This is a genomic window from Cronobacter sakazakii, from assembly GCF_000982825.1.
GTDB classification, from domain to species: domain Bacteria; phylum Pseudomonadota; class Gammaproteobacteria; order Enterobacterales; family Enterobacteriaceae; genus Cronobacter; species Cronobacter sakazakii.
Genome location: NZ_CP011047.1, coordinates 77757 through 94836, shown reverse-complemented (window position 1 = coordinate 94836; position 17080 = coordinate 77757). Strand labels below are relative to the sequence as shown.

14 protein-coding genes are annotated in these 17080 nt (G+C 55.6%); 10 read left to right on the top strand and 4 right to left on the bottom strand.

Features of this window, described 5'->3' with window-relative positions; genetic code table 11:
• The first annotated feature begins 79 nt into the window (after positions 1-79).
• The gene (gene degP / locus CSK29544_RS00530) at positions 80-1507 is read left to right on the top strand and encodes a serine endoprotease DegP (protein ID WP_004386144.1); all 1428 of its coding nucleotides are present in this window, start codon (positions 80-82) and stop codon (positions 1505-1507) included.
• 78 nt (positions 1508-1585) lie between these two features.
• Here the strand turns inward: degP and CSK29544_RS00525 are convergent, their stop codons facing one another.
• The 4 genes from CSK29544_RS00525 to map form a co-directional block, all read right to left on the bottom strand.
• Complete coding sequence (locus CSK29544_RS00525; RefSeq protein ID WP_004386143.1) at positions 1586-1975, bottom strand: DUF3461 family protein; 390 nt, start codon at positions 1973-1975, stop codon at positions 1586-1588.
• Positions 1976-2084: 109 nt separating this feature from the next.
• On the bottom strand, positions 2085-2909 hold the full coding sequence (gene dapD / locus CSK29544_RS00520) for a 2,3,4,5-tetrahydropyridine-2,6-dicarboxylate N-succinyltransferase (protein ID WP_007896702.1): 825 nt from the start codon (positions 2907-2909) through the stop codon (positions 2085-2087).
• 42 nt (positions 2910-2951) lie between these two features.
• A complete protein-coding gene (glnD, locus tag CSK29544_RS00515) occupies positions 2952-5627 on the bottom strand; it encodes a bifunctional uridylyltransferase/uridylyl-removing protein GlnD (RefSeq protein WP_007896701.1) in 2676 nt (891 codons plus the stop codon).
• Between the two features lie 43 nt (positions 5628-5670).
• Positions 5671-6465 carry a type I methionyl aminopeptidase gene (gene map, locus CSK29544_RS00510; protein WP_007864522.1) on the bottom strand — a complete coding sequence of 265 codons (795 nt, stop codon included), beginning with the start codon at positions 6463-6465 and terminating at the stop codon, positions 5671-5673.
• Between the two features lie 309 nt (positions 6466-6774).
• On the opposite strand from map, the gene rpsB reads away from it, so the two are divergent.
• The 9 genes from rpsB to bamA all read left to right on the top strand — a co-directional run bounded on the left by rpsB (position 6775) and on the right by bamA (position 17053).
• Positions 6775-7500, top strand: coding sequence for a 30S ribosomal protein S2 (gene rpsB, locus CSK29544_RS00505; RefSeq protein ID WP_004386139.1), 726 nt, complete (start codon positions 6775-6777; stop codon positions 7498-7500).
• Positions 7501-7656: 156 nt separating this feature from the next.
• Entirely contained in the window at positions 7657-8508 is an 852-nt protein-coding gene (gene tsf, locus CSK29544_RS00500) for a translation elongation factor Ts (protein WP_004386138.1), read from the top strand.
• 146 nt (positions 8509-8654) lie between these two features.
• Positions 8655-9380, top strand: a complete 726-nt coding sequence (pyrH, locus tag CSK29544_RS00495) for a UMP kinase (RefSeq protein ID WP_004386137.1) — start codon at positions 8655-8657, stop codon at positions 9378-9380.
• A 168-nt stretch (positions 9381-9548) separates the two neighbouring features.
• Complete coding sequence (gene frr, locus CSK29544_RS00490) at positions 9549-10106, top strand: ribosome recycling factor (RefSeq protein WP_004386136.1); 558 nt, start codon at positions 9549-9551, stop codon at positions 10104-10106.
• Positions 10107-10230: 124 nt separating this feature from the next.
• Positions 10231-11427: a 1-deoxy-D-xylulose-5-phosphate reductoisomerase gene (gene ispC / locus CSK29544_RS00485; RefSeq protein WP_007896699.1), complete on the top strand. Its 1197-nt coding sequence runs from the start codon at positions 10231-10233 to the stop codon at positions 11425-11427.
• 188 nt (positions 11428-11615) lie between these two features.
• Entirely contained in the window at positions 11616-12374 is a 759-nt protein-coding gene (gene ispU / locus CSK29544_RS00480; RefSeq protein ID WP_004386134.1) for a (2E,6E)-farnesyl-diphosphate-specific ditrans,polycis-undecaprenyl-diphosphate synthase, read from the top strand.
• Between the two features lie 12 nt (positions 12375-12386).
• Positions 12387-13244, top strand: coding sequence for a phosphatidate cytidylyltransferase (gene cdsA / locus CSK29544_RS00475; RefSeq protein ID WP_004386133.1), 858 nt, complete (start codon positions 12387-12389; stop codon positions 13242-13244).
• 11 nt (positions 13245-13255) lie between these two features.
• Positions 13256-14608 carry a sigma E protease regulator RseP gene (gene rseP / locus CSK29544_RS00470; protein ID WP_007896698.1) on the top strand — a complete coding sequence of 451 codons (1353 nt, stop codon included), beginning with the start codon at positions 13256-13258 and terminating at the stop codon, positions 14606-14608.
• Between the two features lie 30 nt (positions 14609-14638).
• Positions 14639-17053, top strand: coding sequence for an outer membrane protein assembly factor BamA (bamA, locus tag CSK29544_RS00465; RefSeq protein WP_004386130.1), 2415 nt, complete (start codon positions 14639-14641; stop codon positions 17051-17053).
• Positions 17054-17080 lie beyond the last annotated feature (27 nt).

Sequence of the window (17080 nt, the reverse complement as noted above, 5' to 3'; positions counted from 1 at the left end):
AACTTCGCGCTATAAATCGACTCTGACAGACACCTTCACAGCAATTTATTTGCGTTACTTGTTAGTTGAGAATGAATCGATGAAAAAAACCACGTTAGCAATGAGTGCGCTGGCCCTGAGCCTGGGGCTGGCTTTAAGCCCGGCTTCCTTCGCCGCTGAAACCGCGTCCGCCGTGACGTCGCAGGCGATGCCGAGCCTGGCGCCGATGCTGGAAAAAGTCATGCCTTCTGTCGTCAGCATTAACGTTGAAGGCAGCACCACGGTGAATACGCCGCGTATGCCGCGCAACTTCCAGCAATTCTTCGGCGATGATTCGCCGTTCTGCCAGGAAGGCTCACCGTTCCAGAGTTCGCCTTTCTGCCAGGGCGGCCCTGGCGGCGCGGATGACGGTGGCCAGCAGCAGAAATTTATGGCGCTCGGCTCCGGTGTGATTATCGATGCCGCCAAAGGTTATGTGGTTACCAACAACCACGTGGTGGATAACGCTACCACGATTAAAGTGCAGCTGAGCGATGGCCGTAAGCTGGATGCGAAAATCGTGGGTAAAGATCCGCGCTCCGATATCGCGCTTATCCAGATTCAGGATCCGAAAAACCTGACGGCGATTAAACTTGCCGACTCCGACAGCCTGCGCGTCGGCGACTACGCCGTGGCTATCGGCAACCCGTTCGGGCTTGGCGAAACGGTGACCTCCGGTATCGTCTCGGCGCTGGGCCGCAGCGGCCTGAACGCGGAAAACTATGAGAACTTTATCCAGACCGATGCGGCAATTAACCGCGGGAACTCCGGCGGCGCGCTGGTGAACCTGAACGGTGAGCTTATCGGTATTAACACCGCAATTCTTGCGCCGGACGGCGGCAACATCGGTATCGGCTTCGCTATTCCGAGCAATATGGTGAAAAGCCTGACGTCGCAGATGGTCGAATATGGCCAGGTGAAACGCGGCGAGCTGGGCATCATGGGCACCGAGCTGAACTCTGAACTTGCCAAAGCGATGAAAGTGGACGCCCAGCGCGGCGCGTTTGTAAGCCAGGTGCTGGCGAACTCTTCCGCCGCCAAAGCGGGTGTGAAAGCGGGCGACGTGATTGTGTCGCTGAACGGCAAACCGATTAGCAGCTTCGCCGCGCTGCGTGCGCAGGTCGGCACCATGCCGGTCGGCACGAAACTGACGCTCGGTCTGCTGCGCGACGGTAAACCGGTGAATGTCGATCTGGTGCTGCAACAGAGCAGCCAGACGCAGGTAGACTCCTCTTCCATCTTTAGCGGTATCGAAGGGGCGGAGATGAGCAACCGCGCCGGTAAAGAGAAAGGCGTGGTGGTCAACAGCGTGAAAGCGGGCTCGCCTGCGGCCCGTATCGGCCTGAAGAAAGGCGATGTTATCGTCGGCGCGAACCAGCAGCCGGTGAGCAATATCGCTGAACTGCGCAAAATCCTCGACAGCAAGCCGTCGGTGCTGGCGCTGAATATTCAGCGTGGCGACAGCTCCATCTATCTGCTGATGCAGTAACCGATGCTCTGAAAACAAAAGGCCGCGATTGCGGCCTTTTTTACGTCCAATGCCCGGCGCGAAATGCGCGGGCGACGCTTATTTGTTGCGGGTGAGCTTTTCGAGGTCGGATTCGATCTCTGAGATCTTGTTCGCCACGACGCTTTCCAGATGGCGCAGGTCGTCCAGGATTTTGCGTTTGAGATCCACTTCGGTGCGGTCGCGCTGGCAGAGTTGATCCAGCTCGTCTATCACGTAGCGCAGGTTAGGGCTGATCTCCTGCACTTCTTTATAACCCTGACCGACGCCGTCGGCGACCACGGTTTTGCGCTGGCGTGGGTATTTAAACTTCACGCTTTTGGCGAAGAACTCGCCCTTATCCTTATGGAAGTAGATCTTCAGGATATCGTTGTTCGCTTCCTGGCGCAGACTGTAACGGTCGATTTCATCAGGATTGGTTATGCCAAGACTCTTAAGGTTGTCGTACATAGCGATCCCCCTGGGGAAATAATAACCTTTAGATAATTAATGAAAAGATCCCATCGCGCCACCCTCAGATGCGAAAAAGGCGGGCCAGGCCCGCCTTTTTTCGTTCTGCTTAGTCGATGGTGCGCAGCAGTTCGTTGATACCCACTTTACCGCGGGTTTTCGCGTCGACCTTCTTCACAATCACCGCGCAGTAGAGGCTGTATGAGCCATCTTTCGACGGCAGGTTACCGGAAACCACCACGGAGCCTGCCGGCACGCGACCGTAGAAGACTTCGCCGGTTTCGCGGTCGTAAATTTTAGTGCTCTGGCCGATGTAAACGCCCATCGAGATAACAGAGCCTTCTTCGACGATAACGCCTTCCACCACTTCGGAGCGCGCGCCAATAAAGCAGTTGTCTTCAATGATGGTCGGGTTGGCCTGCAGCGGCTCCAGTACGCCGCCGATGCCGACGCCGCCGGAGAGGTGAACGTTTTTACCGATTTGCGCGCAGGAGCCAACGGTCGCCCAGGTGTCCACCATGGTGCCTTCATCGACATACGCGCCGATGTTGACATATGACGGCATCAGCACGGTGTTGCGGGCGATAAACGCACCCTGGCGCACGGCCGCAGGCGGCACTACGCGAAAGCCTTCTTTCTGGAAGCGCGCTTCGTCGTAGCTGGCGAATTTCATCGGCACTTTGTCGAAGTAGCGGCTTTCCGCGCCTTCAATCACCTGGTTGTCATTGATACGGAAGGAGAGCAGCACCGCTTTTTTCAGCCACTGGTGGGTGACCCATTCGCCGTTGATCTTCTCTGCGACGCGCAGTTCGCCGCTGTCCAGCAGGGCGATAACCTGGTTGACCGCCTCGCGGGTGACGGCATCGACGTTCGCCGGCGTGATGTCGGCGCGGCGCTCGAAAGCGGATTCAATAACGTTCTGTAGCTGCTGCATAATTAGCTTCTTTCCTGATAACTTTTGGGTATTAAAAATTCACTACACTTTATCGTTTGGATTGAGGGCCTCTGTCAACCGTTGTCTCACCTCTTGCTGGAGCAGATTATTAAGCCCACGCCGGTCCGCTGTCGCGATTATAAATAAATCTTCTACTCGCTCCCCGATTGTACTGATCCGGGCCCCGTGCAGCGAAATGCCGAGGTCGGCGAAGACCTGCCCGACGCGCGCCAGAAGGCCGGGCTGATCGAGCGCGATAAGCTCCAGAAACGATTTTCTGTCGGTGTGCGTTGGCAGGAAATTGACCTCGGTTTCCACCGTAAAGTGCCGCAGTTTGGCCGGCTGACGGCGCGGCTGCGGCGGCTGCCAGGTGCGCTGGGTAATTGCCTGCTCAAGACCGTGGCGAATCGCCTCGTGGCGGTCGGGAGAGAGCGGGCTGCCGTCCGGCTCCAGTACAATAAAAGTATCCATCGCCATGTCGTCGCGGGTCGTGAAGATCTGCGCGTCGTGTACGCTCAGGTTGCGCCGGTCAAGCTCGGCGCAGACGGCGGCGAAGAGGTAAGGGCGGTCCGGGCTCCAGATAAATATCTCGGTGCCGCCGCGCGTCGCCTGCGGGCTTAACAGGATAAGCGGCTTGCTGAGATCGTGACGGAGCAGATGCCGCGCGTGCCAGGCGAGCTGATTGGGACTGTGGCGCACAAAGTAGTTGGCGCGACAACGTCCCCAGATGTGATGCAACGCCTCTTCGTCGATGTTTTCCATACGCAGCAGCGCCAGCGCCTGAAGCTGGTGATGGCGCACCCGCTCGCGCATGTCGGGCGTGCTTTGCATGCCGCGACGCAGCTGTTTTTCGGTCGCGAAGTAGAGCTCGCGCAGCAGGCTCTGCTTCCAGCTGTTCCAGAGCGTTTCGTTGGTAGCGCAGATATCCGCCACCGTCAGGCAGACGAGGAAACGCAGCCGGTTTTCGGTCTGCACTTCCTCGGCAAACTGTTTAATGACTTCCGGGTCCTGAATATCGCGGCGCTGCGCCGTGACCGACATCAGCAGATGGTGGCGCACCAGCCAGGCGACCAGCTGCGTTTCACGCGAGTTGAGGCCGTGCAGCTCGGCAAATTTCAGGATGTCCTGCGCGCCCAGCACCGAGTGATCGCCGCCACGGCCTTTGGCAATATCATGGAACAGCGCGGCGATGAGGATCAGTTCCGGGTGCGACAGGCGCGGCCAGAGATCCACGCAGAGCGGGTGTTTCGCGCGCGTCTCTTCTTTGGCGAAGCTTTCCAGCTTCAGCAGCACGCGGATGGTGTGTTCATCCACCGTATAGGCATGGAAAAGGTCGAACTGCATCTGACCGACGATATGCGACCATTGCGGCATGTAAGCCCATAACACGCTGTGGCGATGCATCGGCAACAGGCCGCGGCTTACCGCGCCCGGATGGCGCAGCATCGCCAGAAACAGTGAACGGGCTTCCGGGATGTAACACAGCGGCTGTTTAAGATGGCGGCGCGCGTGGCGCAGATGGCGCAACGTGGTGGAGTAGATCCCGGTGATGCCGCGGTTACGCACCATCATATAAAACATGCGCAGAATAGCCTGCGGCTCGCGAATAAATAGCGTCTCGTCGCGCAGATCGATAAGCGTGCCGCGCAACTGGAAATCGTCATCCAGCACGCGCGGCTTTTCATCGGTGGTGAGCGCGAGAATCGCTTCGTCGAACAGTTGCAGCAGCATCTGGTTGAGCTCGCCGACGCGGCGCGTGACGCGGTAAAAATCCTTCATCATATGCTCAACCGGCTCGTTGCCTTCGCCTTCATAACGCAGGCGCTGAGCTACGCTCAACTGGCGGTCAAACAGCAGGCGGTTGTCGTAGCGGTTGAGTTCCAGATGCAGCGCAAAACGAATGCGCCACAGCAGATGCTGGCACTCGTCAAGCTCGTTGCGCTCGGCTTCCGTCAGAAAGCCGAAGCCGACCATTTCGCGCAGCGACGTGGCGCCAAAGTGGCGGCGCGCCACCCATTGCAGCGTGTGGATATCGCGCAGGCCGCCAGGGCTGCTTTTAATGTCCGGCTCCAGATTGTAGCTGGTGCCGTGATAGCGCTGGTGGCGCTCATTTTGCTCTTCCACTTTGGCGGCGAAAAATTTCTCTGAAGGCCAGAAGCCGTCGCTAAAGATGTGCTTTTGCAGCTCAAGGAAAAGCGCCACGTCGCCAATCAGCAGGCGTGATTCGATAAGGTTTGTGGCAACGGTGAGATCCGAAAGCCCTTCCAGCAGACACTCTTCCAGCGTGCGAACACTGTGGCCCACTTCCAGCTTCACGTCCCACAGGAGCGTCAGCAGCTCGCCCACTTTTTGCGCCTGCGCTTCGCTTAAGCGCTTGCGGCTCAGGATCAGCAGATCGATATCGGATAGCGGGTGCAGCTCGCCGCGCCCGTAACCGCCGACCGCGACCAGCGCGGTGTCCGGAGTGTCGCCAAAGCCCGCGGCAATCCACAGCCGTTGCAGGAGCTGGTCAATAAATTCAGTGCGGGCTTCAATGAGTTGTTCGGCGGTGTAGCCGTCGTCAAACGCCGCGCCCAGCCACTGCTGAAAAGCGTCGAGATGCTGTTTGATTTGCGCGCAGTTAAGCGCGTCGGCAGGCCAGGTGGCGGGGTAATCAGGCTGTCCGGGAAGAGGAGCAAGCGTGGTATTCACAGACTGCTCGGGTAATGTGTTACTCATCATGCGCCACCCATAAAAAAAGCCGGCGTTTGCCGGCTTCTTATTAGTCGTTATGCGAAATGATGTTGGGTATGGTGTCGTCTTTACGCAACGTCAGAATTTCGCAGCCGTTATCCGTCACCACAATAGTATGCTCGTACTGTGCAGACAAGCTGCGATCCTTGGTTTTCACCGTCCAGCCATCCTTCATGGTGCGGATGCGGTAATCGCCGGCGTTCACCATCGGCTCGACCGTAAAGGTCATGCCCGGTTGTAGCACCACGCCGCCGTCGTCGGCATCGTAATGCAGCACCTGCGGCTCTTCATGAAAGCCGCGGCCAATGCCGTGTCCGCAATACTCGCGCACCACAGAAAAGCCTTCCGCTTCGACGAATTTCTGAATGGCGGCACCGAGCGTGCGCAGGCGGATGCCGGGTTTCACCATACGCAGCGCCAGATAGAGGCTTTCCTGCGTAATGCGGCACAGGCGCTCGCCCAGAATGGTCGGTTTGCCGACGATAAACATTTTGGACGTGTCGCCGTGGTAGTCATCTTTAATGACGGTCACGTCGATGTTAACGATGTCGCCATCTTTCAGCAGCTTGCCGTCATCAGGGATCCCGTGGCACACCACTTCGTTAATGGAGATGCACACGGATTTCGGGAAACCGTGGTAGTTCAGGCACGCGGAGATCGCATGCTGGTGATTGGTAATATAATCGTGGCAGATACGATCCAGCTCGCCCGTGCTGACGCCCGGCTTCACATGTTCTTCGATCATCTCAAGCACTTCAGCGGCAAGCCTGCCCGCGACGCGCATTTTTTCGATTTCTTCAGGAGTTTTGATTGAAATAGCCATAATCTGGTCCGCTGGTGCCGGAAAAGTCGGCAATACTGATAAATGTAAAACAATGGTATCAGGGCATCAGGAAGGTGCCAAATTGAGAATCATTAAGGGCACGTCCTGCGAACAACTATTGGAGTCCTGGCCGAATTTGTGATATAAAGCGCGCCGGACTTCTGTACCAGAATCCTGGCACAGAGGCGACTACTCTCACTTTGTGTAATAACACACACGTATCGGCACATATTCCGGGGTGCCCTTCGGGGTCGGTAATATGGGATACGTGGAGGCATAACCCCAACTTTTAAACAGAGGTTTTAAATCATGGCAACTGTTTCCATGCGCGACATGCTCAAGGCTGGTGTTCACTTCGGTCACCAGACCCGTTACTGGAACCCGAAAATGAAGCCGTTCATCTTCGGTGCGCGTAACAAAGTTCACATCATCAACCTTGAGAAAACCGTACCGATGTTCAACGAAGCCCTGGCTGAGCTGAGCAAAATTTCTTCCCGTAAAGGTAAGATTCTGTTCGTCGGTACCAAACGCGCTGCAAGCGAAGCGGTGAAAGAAGCTGCTAACAGCTGCGACCAGTTCTTCGTGAACCATCGCTGGCTGGGCGGTATGCTGACTAACTGGAAAACCGTTCGTCAGTCCATCAAGCGCCTGAAAGATCTGGAAACTCAGTCTCAGGACGGCACCTTCGATAAGCTGACCAAAAAAGAAGCGCTGATGCGCACCCGTGAGCTGGAAAAGCTGGAAAACAGCCTCGGCGGTATCAAAGACATGGGCGGCCTGCCGGACGCACTGTTCGTTATCGACGCTGACCACGAGCACATCGCTATCAAAGAAGCAAACAACCTGGGTATCCCGGTATTTGCTATCGTTGATACCAACTCCGATCCGGACGGTGTTGACTTCGTTATCCCGGGTAACGATGACGCCATCCGTGCCGTCAGCCTGTACCTGAATGCTGTTGCTGCAACCGTTCGTGAAGGCCGTTCTCAGGATCTGGCTGCTCAGGCGGAAGAAAGCTTCGTAGAAGCTGAATAATAAGGCATGCTCGTTTAGAGCCCTTATTAACCAGGTAGTAACAAGTTTGGTTAGGGGGCCTGTCTCAGGCTCCCTTTTTTGTTTGAGTCGGGTGTGTCGGTAGTATCCGACAGGCCTGGACTTATCTCCCCGCACGAGATAACCGAGGATTATAGAATGGCTGAAATTACCGCTTCCCTGGTAAAAGAGCTGCGCGAACGTACTGGCGCAGGCATGATGGAATGTAAAAAAGCTCTGGTTGAAGCTAATGGCGACATCGAGCTGGCTATCGAAAACATGCGTAAATCTGGCGCGATCAAAGCGGCGAAAAAAGCAGGCAACGTAGCTGCTGACGGCGTGATCAAAACCAAGATCGAAGGCAACTACGGCGTGATCCTGGAAGTTAACTGCCAGACCGACTTCGTTGCTAAAGACGGCGGTTTCCAGGCGTTCGCTGACAAAGTGCTGGACGCGGCTTTTGCGGGCAAAATCACCGACGTTGAAGCACTGAAAGCGCAGTTCGAAGAAGAGCGCGTTGCACTGGTTGCTAAAATCGGCGAGAACATCAACATCCGTCGTATCGCATCCCTGGAAGGCGACGTTCTGGCGAGCTACCTGCACGGCGCGCGTATCGGCGTTCTGGTTGCGGCTAAAAACGCTGACGAAGAGCTGGTTAAACAGCTGGCGATGCACGTTGCTGCAAGCAAGCCGGAATTCGTTAAGCCGGAAGACGTGTCTGCTGACGTGGTAGAAAAAGAGTACCAGGTACAGCTGGACATCGCCATGCAGTCTGGCAAGCCGAAAGAAATCGCAGAGAAAATGGTTGAAGGCCGCATGAAGAAATTCACCGGCGAAGTTTCTCTGACCGGTCAGCCGTTCGTTATGGACCCGAGCAAAACTGTTGCTCAGCTGCTGAAAGAGCACAACGCTGACGTCACTAACTTCATCCGCTTTGAAGTGGGCGAAGGCATCCAGAAAGTTGAGACTGACTTTGCAGCAGAAGTTGCTGCCATGTCCCGCCAGTCTTAATGGTGTAAAAGAGCCGCCTGAGGGCGGCTCCTTTTTATCCGTCATTCATAAATTTCGGCCTGCTCTTATATAGCCGGAGCCGGAATGCGACGCATCATGTCGCCTGAATTAACCATCCCATTCGTTGACAGTTCCAGGAAAGAAACATGGCTACCAATGCAAAACCCGTCTATAAACGCATTCTGCTCAAGCTGAGTGGCGAAGCGCTGCAAGGAGCAGAAGGCTTCGGTATTGATGCGAGCATTCTGGATCGCATGGCGCAGGAAATTAAAGAGCTGGTGGAGCTGGGCATCCAGGTCGGGGTGGTGATCGGCGGCGGCAACTTATTCCGCGGCGCTGGCCTTGCCAAAGCCGGTATGAACCGTGTCGTGGGCGACCACATGGGTATGCTCGCAACCGTAATGAACGGCCTTGCGATGCGCGACGCGCTGCATCGCGCCTATGTTAACGCTCGCCTGATGTCTGCCTTCCCGTTAAACGGCGTGTGCGACAACTATAGCTGGGCTGAAGCTATCAGTCTGCTGCGTAACAACCGCGTGGTTATTTTCTCCGCCGGTACCGGCAACCCGTTCTTCACCACCGATTCCGCCGCCTGCCTGCGCGGCATCGAAATCGAAGCGGAAGTGGTGCTGAAGGCGACGAAAGTAGACGGCGTCTACTCCGCAGACCCAATGAAAGATCCGACCGCGACGCTCTACGATCAGCTCTCCTATCAGGAAGTGCTCGAAAAAGAGCTGAAAGTCATGGATCTGGCGGCCTTTACGCTCGCACGCGACCACAAATTGCCGATTCGTGTTTTCAACATGAATAAGCCGGGCGCGCTGCGCCGCGTGGTAATGGGCGAAAAAGAAGGCACTTTGATTACGGAATAATTTTCGTTTGAAGGGAATCAGGGTAAGATTCCGCTTTAAAATCAGTTTCCGTGACCAGGCGACCCGTCGGGTGCCGCAAGATAAAGAAGGCTATACTTAGCACGCAGCCGCAAGGCATCGTGGCGCGGGTGTGGTCTGCCTGATAACCAGTTTTCAAGGATTCGTAACGTGATTAGCGATATCAGAAAAGATGCTGAAGTACGCATGGACAAGTGCGTTGAAGCATTCAAAACCCAAATCAGCAAAGTGCGTACCGGCCGCGCTTCCCCGAGCCTGCTGGACGGGATCGTGGTGGAATACTACGGCACGCCGACGCCGCTGCGTCAGCTGGCTAACGTCACCGTAGAAGACTCCCGTACGCTGAAAATCAACGTGTTCGATCGCTCCATGGGCCCGGCCGTTGAGAAAGCGATTATGGCATCTGACCTCGGTCTGAACCCAAGCTCCGCGGGCAGCGATATCCGCGTTCCGCTGCCGCCGCTGACTGAGGAGCGTCGTAAAGACCTCATCAAAGTCGTGCGTGGCGAAGCCGAGCAGGCGCGCGTGGCTATCCGTAACGTCCGTCGCGACGCGAACGATAAAGTCAAAGCGCTGCTGAAAGATAAAGAGATTGGCGAAGATGAAGATCGCCGCTCTCAGGACGACGTTCAGAAACTGACTGACGCCGCCATCAAGAAAGTGGACGCGGCGCTGGCTGATAAAGAAGCCGAGCTGATGCAGTTCTAAGCCCTTTCTGATGATACTGTAAACGCCGTACAGGAGAGCCGCATCGCGGTTTTCGCTGGCGGCGTTTTGCATTGGATCGCGCGCCTGCGCGATGCGTTTATTCTTATTTCACGTTGAGCGCCTCATGAAGCATTTAACCATTCTCGGCTCAACCGGCTCTATCGGTTGCAGCACCCTTGATGTTATTCGCCATAATCCGGAAGAATTTTCGGTGACCGCCCTGGTGGCGGGAAAGAATGTCGCCAGAATGGTTGAGCAATGCCTGGAGTTTAGCCCCCGTTTCGCGGTAATGGATGATGAGGCGAGCGCCCGTGAATTGCGTGAAACGCTGCGCCAGCACGGCAGCCGCACTGAAGTATTAGCAGGGCGCGACGCCGCCTGCGAGATGGCTGCGCTCGACGACGTGACCCAGGTGATGGCGGCCATTGTCGGTGCCGCCGGGCTTCTGCCGACGCTTGCGGCTATCGCTGCCGGTAAGCAAGTGTTACTGGCGAATAAAGAATCGCTGGTGACCTGCGGGCGACTTTTTATGGACGCGGTCGCGCAGAGCGGGGCGCAACTGCTGCCGGTGGACAGCGAGCACAACGCGATTTTTCAGAGTTTACCGGCAACAATTCAACACAACCTGGGGTACGCTAAACTTGAGGAAAGCGGAGTTTCTTCGATTATCCTCACCGGATCTGGTGGACCGTTTCGACAGACGCCTTTGCCTGAACTGGCCGCAATGACGCCAGACCAGGCGTGCCGTCATCCTAACTGGTCGATGGGGCGTAAAATATCCGTCGATTCGGCTACCATGATGAATAAAGGTCTCGAATACATTGAAGCTCGCTGGCTTTTTAATGCCCGGGCAGACCAGATGGAAGTATTGATTCATCCACAGTCGGTGATTCATTCCATGGTACGTTATGCTGACGGCAGCGTGCTGGCACAACTGGGCGAACCCGATATGCGCACCCCCATCGCGCATACGATGGCCTGGCCGGCGCGCGTTCCTTCCGGCGTACAGCACCTGGATTTTTGCAAGATAGCGACGTTGAGCTTCGGTGAGCCGGATTATCAGCGTTATCCCTGTCTGAAGCTTGCCATTGATGCCTTCGAAAAAGGGCAGGCGGCGACGACAGCGCTTAACGCGGCGAATGAAATTACGGTCGCCGCTTTTCTTGCCGGAGAGATTCGTTTTACGGATATCGCAGCGCTTAATCAGGCGGTGCTGGATGAAATGGATCTTCGCGAACCGCAAAGTGTGGATGAAGTGCTCACCGTCGACGCCGAAGCGCGTGTTGTTGCGCAGAAACGGGTGACGCGTCTCGCAAGCTGATGATTAATCATACGGTGAAGGCGAGGTTATTTGTGAGCGCTCTGCTTCGGTGATATAGTCTGCGCCACCTGAATACGGGTGGGTGAGCCTGGCCTGTCGGGCGAGCCGTGGTTGTCACGGCTTTTTTATGCAAAGGCTTCAGTATTCCTGAGTACCGCTTAATCCTTATCAGGGAATAAATACGCGTTATGTTGTCTGTAAACCTTCCATTAAGCGAAAACTTGCCCGCACATGGCGCGCGCCATGTTGCCATTATTATGGATGGCAACGGCCGCTGGGCGAAAAGACAAGGGAAAATCAGAGCCTTTGGTCATAAAGCGGGGGCGAAGTCGGTTCGCCGCGCGGTTTCTTTCGCTGCAAACAATGGTATTGAGGCACTGACGCTTTACGCATTCAGCAGCGAAAACTGGAACCGTCCTGCCCAGGAAGTCAGCGCGCTGATGGAGTTATTTGTCTGGGCGCTCGACAGCGAAGTCAAAAGCCTGCATCGCCATAATGTGCGTCTGCGGGTTATCGGCGATATTAGCCGTTTCAATACTCGTTTGCAGGATCGTATCCACAAAGCCGAAGCGTTAACCAGCCAGAATACTGGCCTGACGCTGAATATCGCCGCGAATTATGGCGGACGTTGGGATATTATTCAGGGAGTGCAGCAGCTAGCGGCGCAGGTCCAGGAAGGATTATTACGTCCTGACCAGATTGATGAAGAGATGCTCAGTAAGCAGATCTGCATGCATGAGCTGGCTCCCGTAGATTTAGTGATTAGGACAGGGGGAGAGCATCGAATCAGTAATTTCCTGCTGTGGCAAATTGCCTATGCAGAGCTCTATTTTACCGATGTTCTCTGGCCTGATTTTGATGAACAAGACTTTGAAGGTGCGCTAAATGCCTTTGCCAACCGGGAAAGACGGTTCGGCGGCACGGCACCTGGCGGCATCGATGCCTGATGGGGGTAGCTTTTGCTGAAGTATCGCCTGATTTCTGCGTTTGTTTTAATACCGGTTGTTATCGCCGCGCTGTTTTTGTTGCCGCCGATGGGGTTCGCGATGGCGACGCTGGTCGTCTGCGTGCTGGCCGCCTGGGAATGGGGACAACTGAGCGGTTTTACTTCCCGATCTCAGCGGGTATGGCTGGCGCTGCTTTGCGGGCTGCTTCTGGCGCTGATGCTCTTTTTTCTGCCGATTTACCAGGCGCCGATTAGCGTTCCGCTGGTCGAAGGCGCGCTCTGGGCATCGCTGGGCTGGTGGGTGGTCGCGCTGTTGCTGGTGTTGTTCTACCCGAACTCCGCCGCCTTCTGGCGGCATTCAAAAGCGCTGCGTCTGGTGTTTGGCTTGCTGACGATTGTCCCGTTTTTCTGGGGCATGGTGGCGCTGCGCGCCTGGCATTACGACGCGAATCACTACAGCGGCGCGCTCTGGCTGCTGTATGTCATGTTCCTCGTCTGGGGAGCGGATTCCGGCGCGTATATGTTCGGTAAAATGTTCGGCAAGCATAAACTTGCACCAAAAGTCTCTCCGGGGAAAACCTGGCAGGGCTTTATCGGTGGCCTCGTAACCGCTGCGATCATCTCCTGGATTTACGGCGCGTGGGCGGATCTGAACGTTGCGCCGGTTACGCTGTTGACCTGTTCTATTGTCGCTGCGCTGGCCTCTGTACTGGGTGACCTGACCGAGAGCATGTTTAAGCGCGAGGCGGGCATTAAAGACAGCGGACATCTGATCCCAGGCCACGGCGGCATTCTCGATCGCATCGACAGCCTGACGGCAGCGGTGCCGGTTTTCGCCTGTCTGCTGCTGTTGGTCTTCAGGACGATTTAACGGAATAAATTATGTTGAGCATACTCTGGAATCTGGCGGCTTTTATTATCGCACTGGGCGTTCTTATCACGGTGCATGAGTTCGGCCATTTCTGGGTTGCCCGTAAAGTCGGCGTGCGCGTAGAGCGCTTCTCCGTCGGCTTTGGTAAGGCGTTGTGGCGGCGCACTGACCGCCACGGCACCGAATATGTCATTGCCCTGATCCCGCTCGGCGGCTATGTCAAAATGCTTGACGAGCGCGTGGAGCCGGTTGCGCCGGAACGACGCCACGAAGCCTTCAACAATAAAACCGTGTCGCAGCGTGCGGCAATTATCGCCGCCGGACCCATCGCCAATTTTCTCTTCGCTATTTTCGCCTACTGGCTCGTTTTCATGATGGGTGTGCCGGGCCTTAAACCGGTGATTGGTGAAATAACGCCCAATTCCATCGCGGCGAAGGCACAAATCGAACCTGGCACGGAACTAAAAGCCGTAGATGGCATCGAAACGCCAGACTGGGATGCTGTGCGTCTTGAGCTGGTTGGCCGTATCGGCGACAAGAACGTGACACTCAGCATTGCCTCGCCAGGCGACACGGCGACCACGGATAAAGTGCTCGATCTGCGTCAGTGGCAGTTCGAACCGGATAAAGAAGATCCGGTCGCGTCGCTTGGTATCAGGCCGTTTGGTCCGAAGATTGAACCGGTGCTTGCGCAGGTTCAGCCGAAGTCGGCCGCCAGTAAAGCGGGTTTGCAAGCCGGAGACAGGATCGTTAAAGTCGATGGTCAGCCGCTCAGTGAGTGGTCGACCTTTGTGACGATGGTGCGCGATAATCCGGCGCGCCCGCTCGCAATCGAAATAGAAAGACAGGGCAGCCCCTTGTCTTTGACGCTGATACCGGATACAAAACCCGGTAATGAAAAGGCGGAAGGGTTTGCAGGCGTAGTGCCGAAAATTGCGCCGCTGCCCGATGAGTACAAAACAGTGCGCCAGTATGGGCCGTTTAACGCGATAGCAGAAGCCACGGAGAAAACGTGGCAGCTGATGAAGCTGACGGTCAACATGCTGGGAAAATTACTGACCGGCGACGTTAAACTGAACAACCTCAGTGGGCCAATCTCGATAGCCCAGGGAGCAGGGATGTCAGCGGAGTTCGGGTTGATTTACTACCTGATGTTTCTGGCGCTGATCAGCGTGAACTTAGGGATTATCAATCTGTTCCCGCTACCCGTACTCGACGGGGGACATCTGCTGTTTCTGGCGATTGAGAAGCTTAAAGGCGGGCCGGTTTCCGAGCGAGTTCAAGACTTTAGTTATCGCATTGGCTCAATGTTGCTGGTGCTGTTAATGGGGCTTGCACTTTTCAATGATTTCTCTCGGCTATAGAGAGCAGGTTAGGAAGAACGCATAACAACGATGGCGATGAAAAAGTTGCTCATAGCGTCGCTGCTGTTTAGCAGCGCCACCGTATACGGTGCAGACGGGTTCGTAGTGAAGGACATTCATTTCGAAGGCCTGCAGCGAGTCGCCGTTGGTGCGGCCCTCCTCAGCATGCCGGTTCGCGTTGGCGACACGGTAAATGACGAGGATATCAGTAATACTATCCGTGCGTTGTTTGCCTCCGGCAACTTCGAGGATGTTCGGGTGCTGCGCGACGGCGATACGCTGCTCGTTCAGGTGAAAGAGCGCCCGACAATAGCCAGCATTACTTTCTCCGGCAACAAGTCGGTGAAAGATGACATGCTCAAGCAGAACCTCGAGGCCTCCGGCGTGCGCGTGGGTGAATCCCTTGACCGCACCACGCTTTCCGATATCGAAAAAGGTCTGGAAGACTTTTACTACAGCGTCGGTAAATACAGCGCCAGCGTAAAAGCCGTGGTCACGCCGCTGCCGCGTAACCGCGTTGACCTGAAGCTTGTCTTCCAGGAAGGCGTCTCCGCCAAAATCCAGCAGATCAACATTGTCGGCAACCGTGCGTTCAGCACCGAAGAGTTGATTTCCAACTTCCAGCTGCGTGACGAAGTGCCGTGGTGGAACGTGGTGGGCGATCGCAAATACCAGAAGCAAAAACTTCAGGGCGATCTCGAAACGCTGCGTAGCTACTACCTCGATCGCGGTTACGCGCGCTTCAATATCGACTCCACGCAGGTCAGCCTGACGCCGGATAAAAAAGGCATTTATGTCACCATCAACGTAACCGAAGGCGATCAGTACAAGATTGCCGGCGTTGAAGTGAGCGGCAACCTGGCCGGCCACTCCGCTGAAATTGAGTCGCTGACCAAAATGCAGCCGGGTGAACTTTACAACGGCACGAAAGTGACCCGTATGGAAGACGACATCAAAAAACTGCTTGGCCGTTACGGTTATGCGTATCCGCGCGTACAGACGCAGCCGGAAATCAACGACGCCGATAAGACCGTTAAGCTGCATGTGAATGTCGATTCCGGCAACCGTTTCTATGTACGCAAAATTCGCTTTGAAGGTAACGACACCTCCAAAGATGCCGTACTGCGCCGTGAAATGCGTCAGATGGAAGGCGCGTGGCTTGGCAGCGATCTGGTCGATCAGGGTAAAGAGCGTCTGAACCGTCTCGGCTATTTCGAGACCGTGGATGTGGATACCCAGCGCGTTTCCGGCAGCCCGGATCAGGTTGATGTGGTCTACAAAGTTAAAGAACGCAATACCGGCAGCTTTAACTTCGGCGTGGGCTACGGCACCGAAAGCGGCGTCAGCTTCCAGGTTGGCGTGCAGCAGGATAACTGGCTCGGTACCGGTTATTCCGTTGGCATCAACGGCACCAAAAACGACTACCAGACGTATTCTGAATTCTCCGTCACCAACCCGTACTTTACGGTTGATGGCGTGAGCCTCGGCGGGCGCATCTTCTACAACGACTTTAAAGCGGACGATGCCGATCTCTCCTCCTACACCAACAAAAGCTATGGTGTGGATGGTACGCTGGGCTTCCCGGTTAACGAATACAACACGCTGCGCCTCGGCTTAGGTTACGTGCACAATGACCTGTCGAATATGGAACCGCAGGTGGCGATGTGGCGTTACCTGGATTCCTTAGGCCAGAGTGCGAAAACGACCTCCGATGACAACGGTTTCTCGGCGGACGACTTCACGCTGAACTACGGCTGGACGTACAACCATCTTGACCGTGGCTTCTTCCCGACGTCGGGTTCTCGTGTAAACCTGAACGGTAAAGTGACGATTCCGGGCTCAGATAATGAGTTCTATAAAGTCACGCTCGATACAGCAACCTATGTGCCTATCGATGACGACCATAAGTGGGTGGTTCTGGGTCGTACGCGCTGGGGTTACGGCGATGGTCTGGGCGGCAAAGAGATGCCGTTCTATGAAAACTTCTATGCGGGTGGTTCAAGCACCGTGCGTGGTTTCCAGTCCAATAACATCGGTCCTAAAGCGGTGTATTACAGCGGTCCGGGTCTGGATAACTGTGACAAAGCGGTGGGTGGCTATTGTTCTTCCGATGATGCCGTCGGCGGTAACGCGATGGGCGTCGCAAGCCTTGAGTTTATTACTCCGACGCCGTTCCTGAGCGAGAAGTACGCGAACTCCGTTCGTACCTCGCTGTTTGCCGATGCGGGTTCCGTCTGGGATACCAACTGGAAAAACACCGCAGCAATGCGTGCGGCAGGCGTGCCGGATTATAGCGATCCAAGCAACATCCGTATGTCCGCGGGTATTGCGTTACAATGGATGTCTCCACTTGGGCCGCTGGTGTTCTCTTATGCCCAGCCGTTCAAGAAATACGAGGGAGACAAAGCAGAACAGTTCCAGTTCAATATTGGCAAGACCTGGTAATGTTCATTACAAGGGAATGCGTTTAGC

What these genes read in the sequence shown, in the direction of transcription:
- degP (WP_004386144.1), top strand. Translation starts at nt 80, where the DNA reads ATGAAAAAAACCACGTTAGCAATGAGTGCGCTGGCCCTGAGCCTGGGG.
- CSK29544_RS00525 (WP_004386143.1), bottom strand. Translation starts at nt 1,975, where the DNA reads ATGTACGACAACCTTAAGAGTCTTGGCATAACCAATCCTGATGAAATC.
- dapD (WP_007896702.1), bottom strand. Translation starts at nt 2,909, where the DNA reads ATGCAGCAGCTACAGAACGTTATTGAATCCGCTTTCGAGCGCCGCGCC.
- glnD (WP_007896701.1), bottom strand. Translation starts at nt 5,627, where the DNA reads ATGAGTAACACATTACCCGAGCAGTCTGTGAATACCACGCTTGCTCCT.
- map (WP_007864522.1), bottom strand. Translation starts at nt 6,465, where the DNA reads ATGGCTATTTCAATCAAAACTCCTGAAGAAATCGAAAAAATGCGCGTC.
- rpsB (WP_004386139.1), top strand. Translation starts at nt 6,775, where the DNA reads ATGGCAACTGTTTCCATGCGCGACATGCTCAAGGCTGGTGTTCACTTC.
- tsf (WP_004386138.1), top strand. Translation starts at nt 7,657, where the DNA reads ATGGCTGAAATTACCGCTTCCCTGGTAAAAGAGCTGCGCGAACGTACT.
- pyrH (WP_004386137.1), top strand. Translation starts at nt 8,655, where the DNA reads ATGGCTACCAATGCAAAACCCGTCTATAAACGCATTCTGCTCAAGCTG.
- ispC (WP_007896699.1), top strand. Translation starts at nt 10,231, where the DNA reads ATGAAGCATTTAACCATTCTCGGCTCAACCGGCTCTATCGGTTGCAGC.
- ispU (WP_004386134.1), top strand. Translation starts at nt 11,616, where the DNA reads ATGTTGTCTGTAAACCTTCCATTAAGCGAAAACTTGCCCGCACATGGC.
- rseP (WP_007896698.1), top strand. Translation starts at nt 13,256, where the DNA reads ATGTTGAGCATACTCTGGAATCTGGCGGCTTTTATTATCGCACTGGGC.
- bamA (WP_004386130.1), top strand. Translation starts at nt 14,639, where the DNA reads ATGGCGATGAAAAAGTTGCTCATAGCGTCGCTGCTGTTTAGCAGCGCC.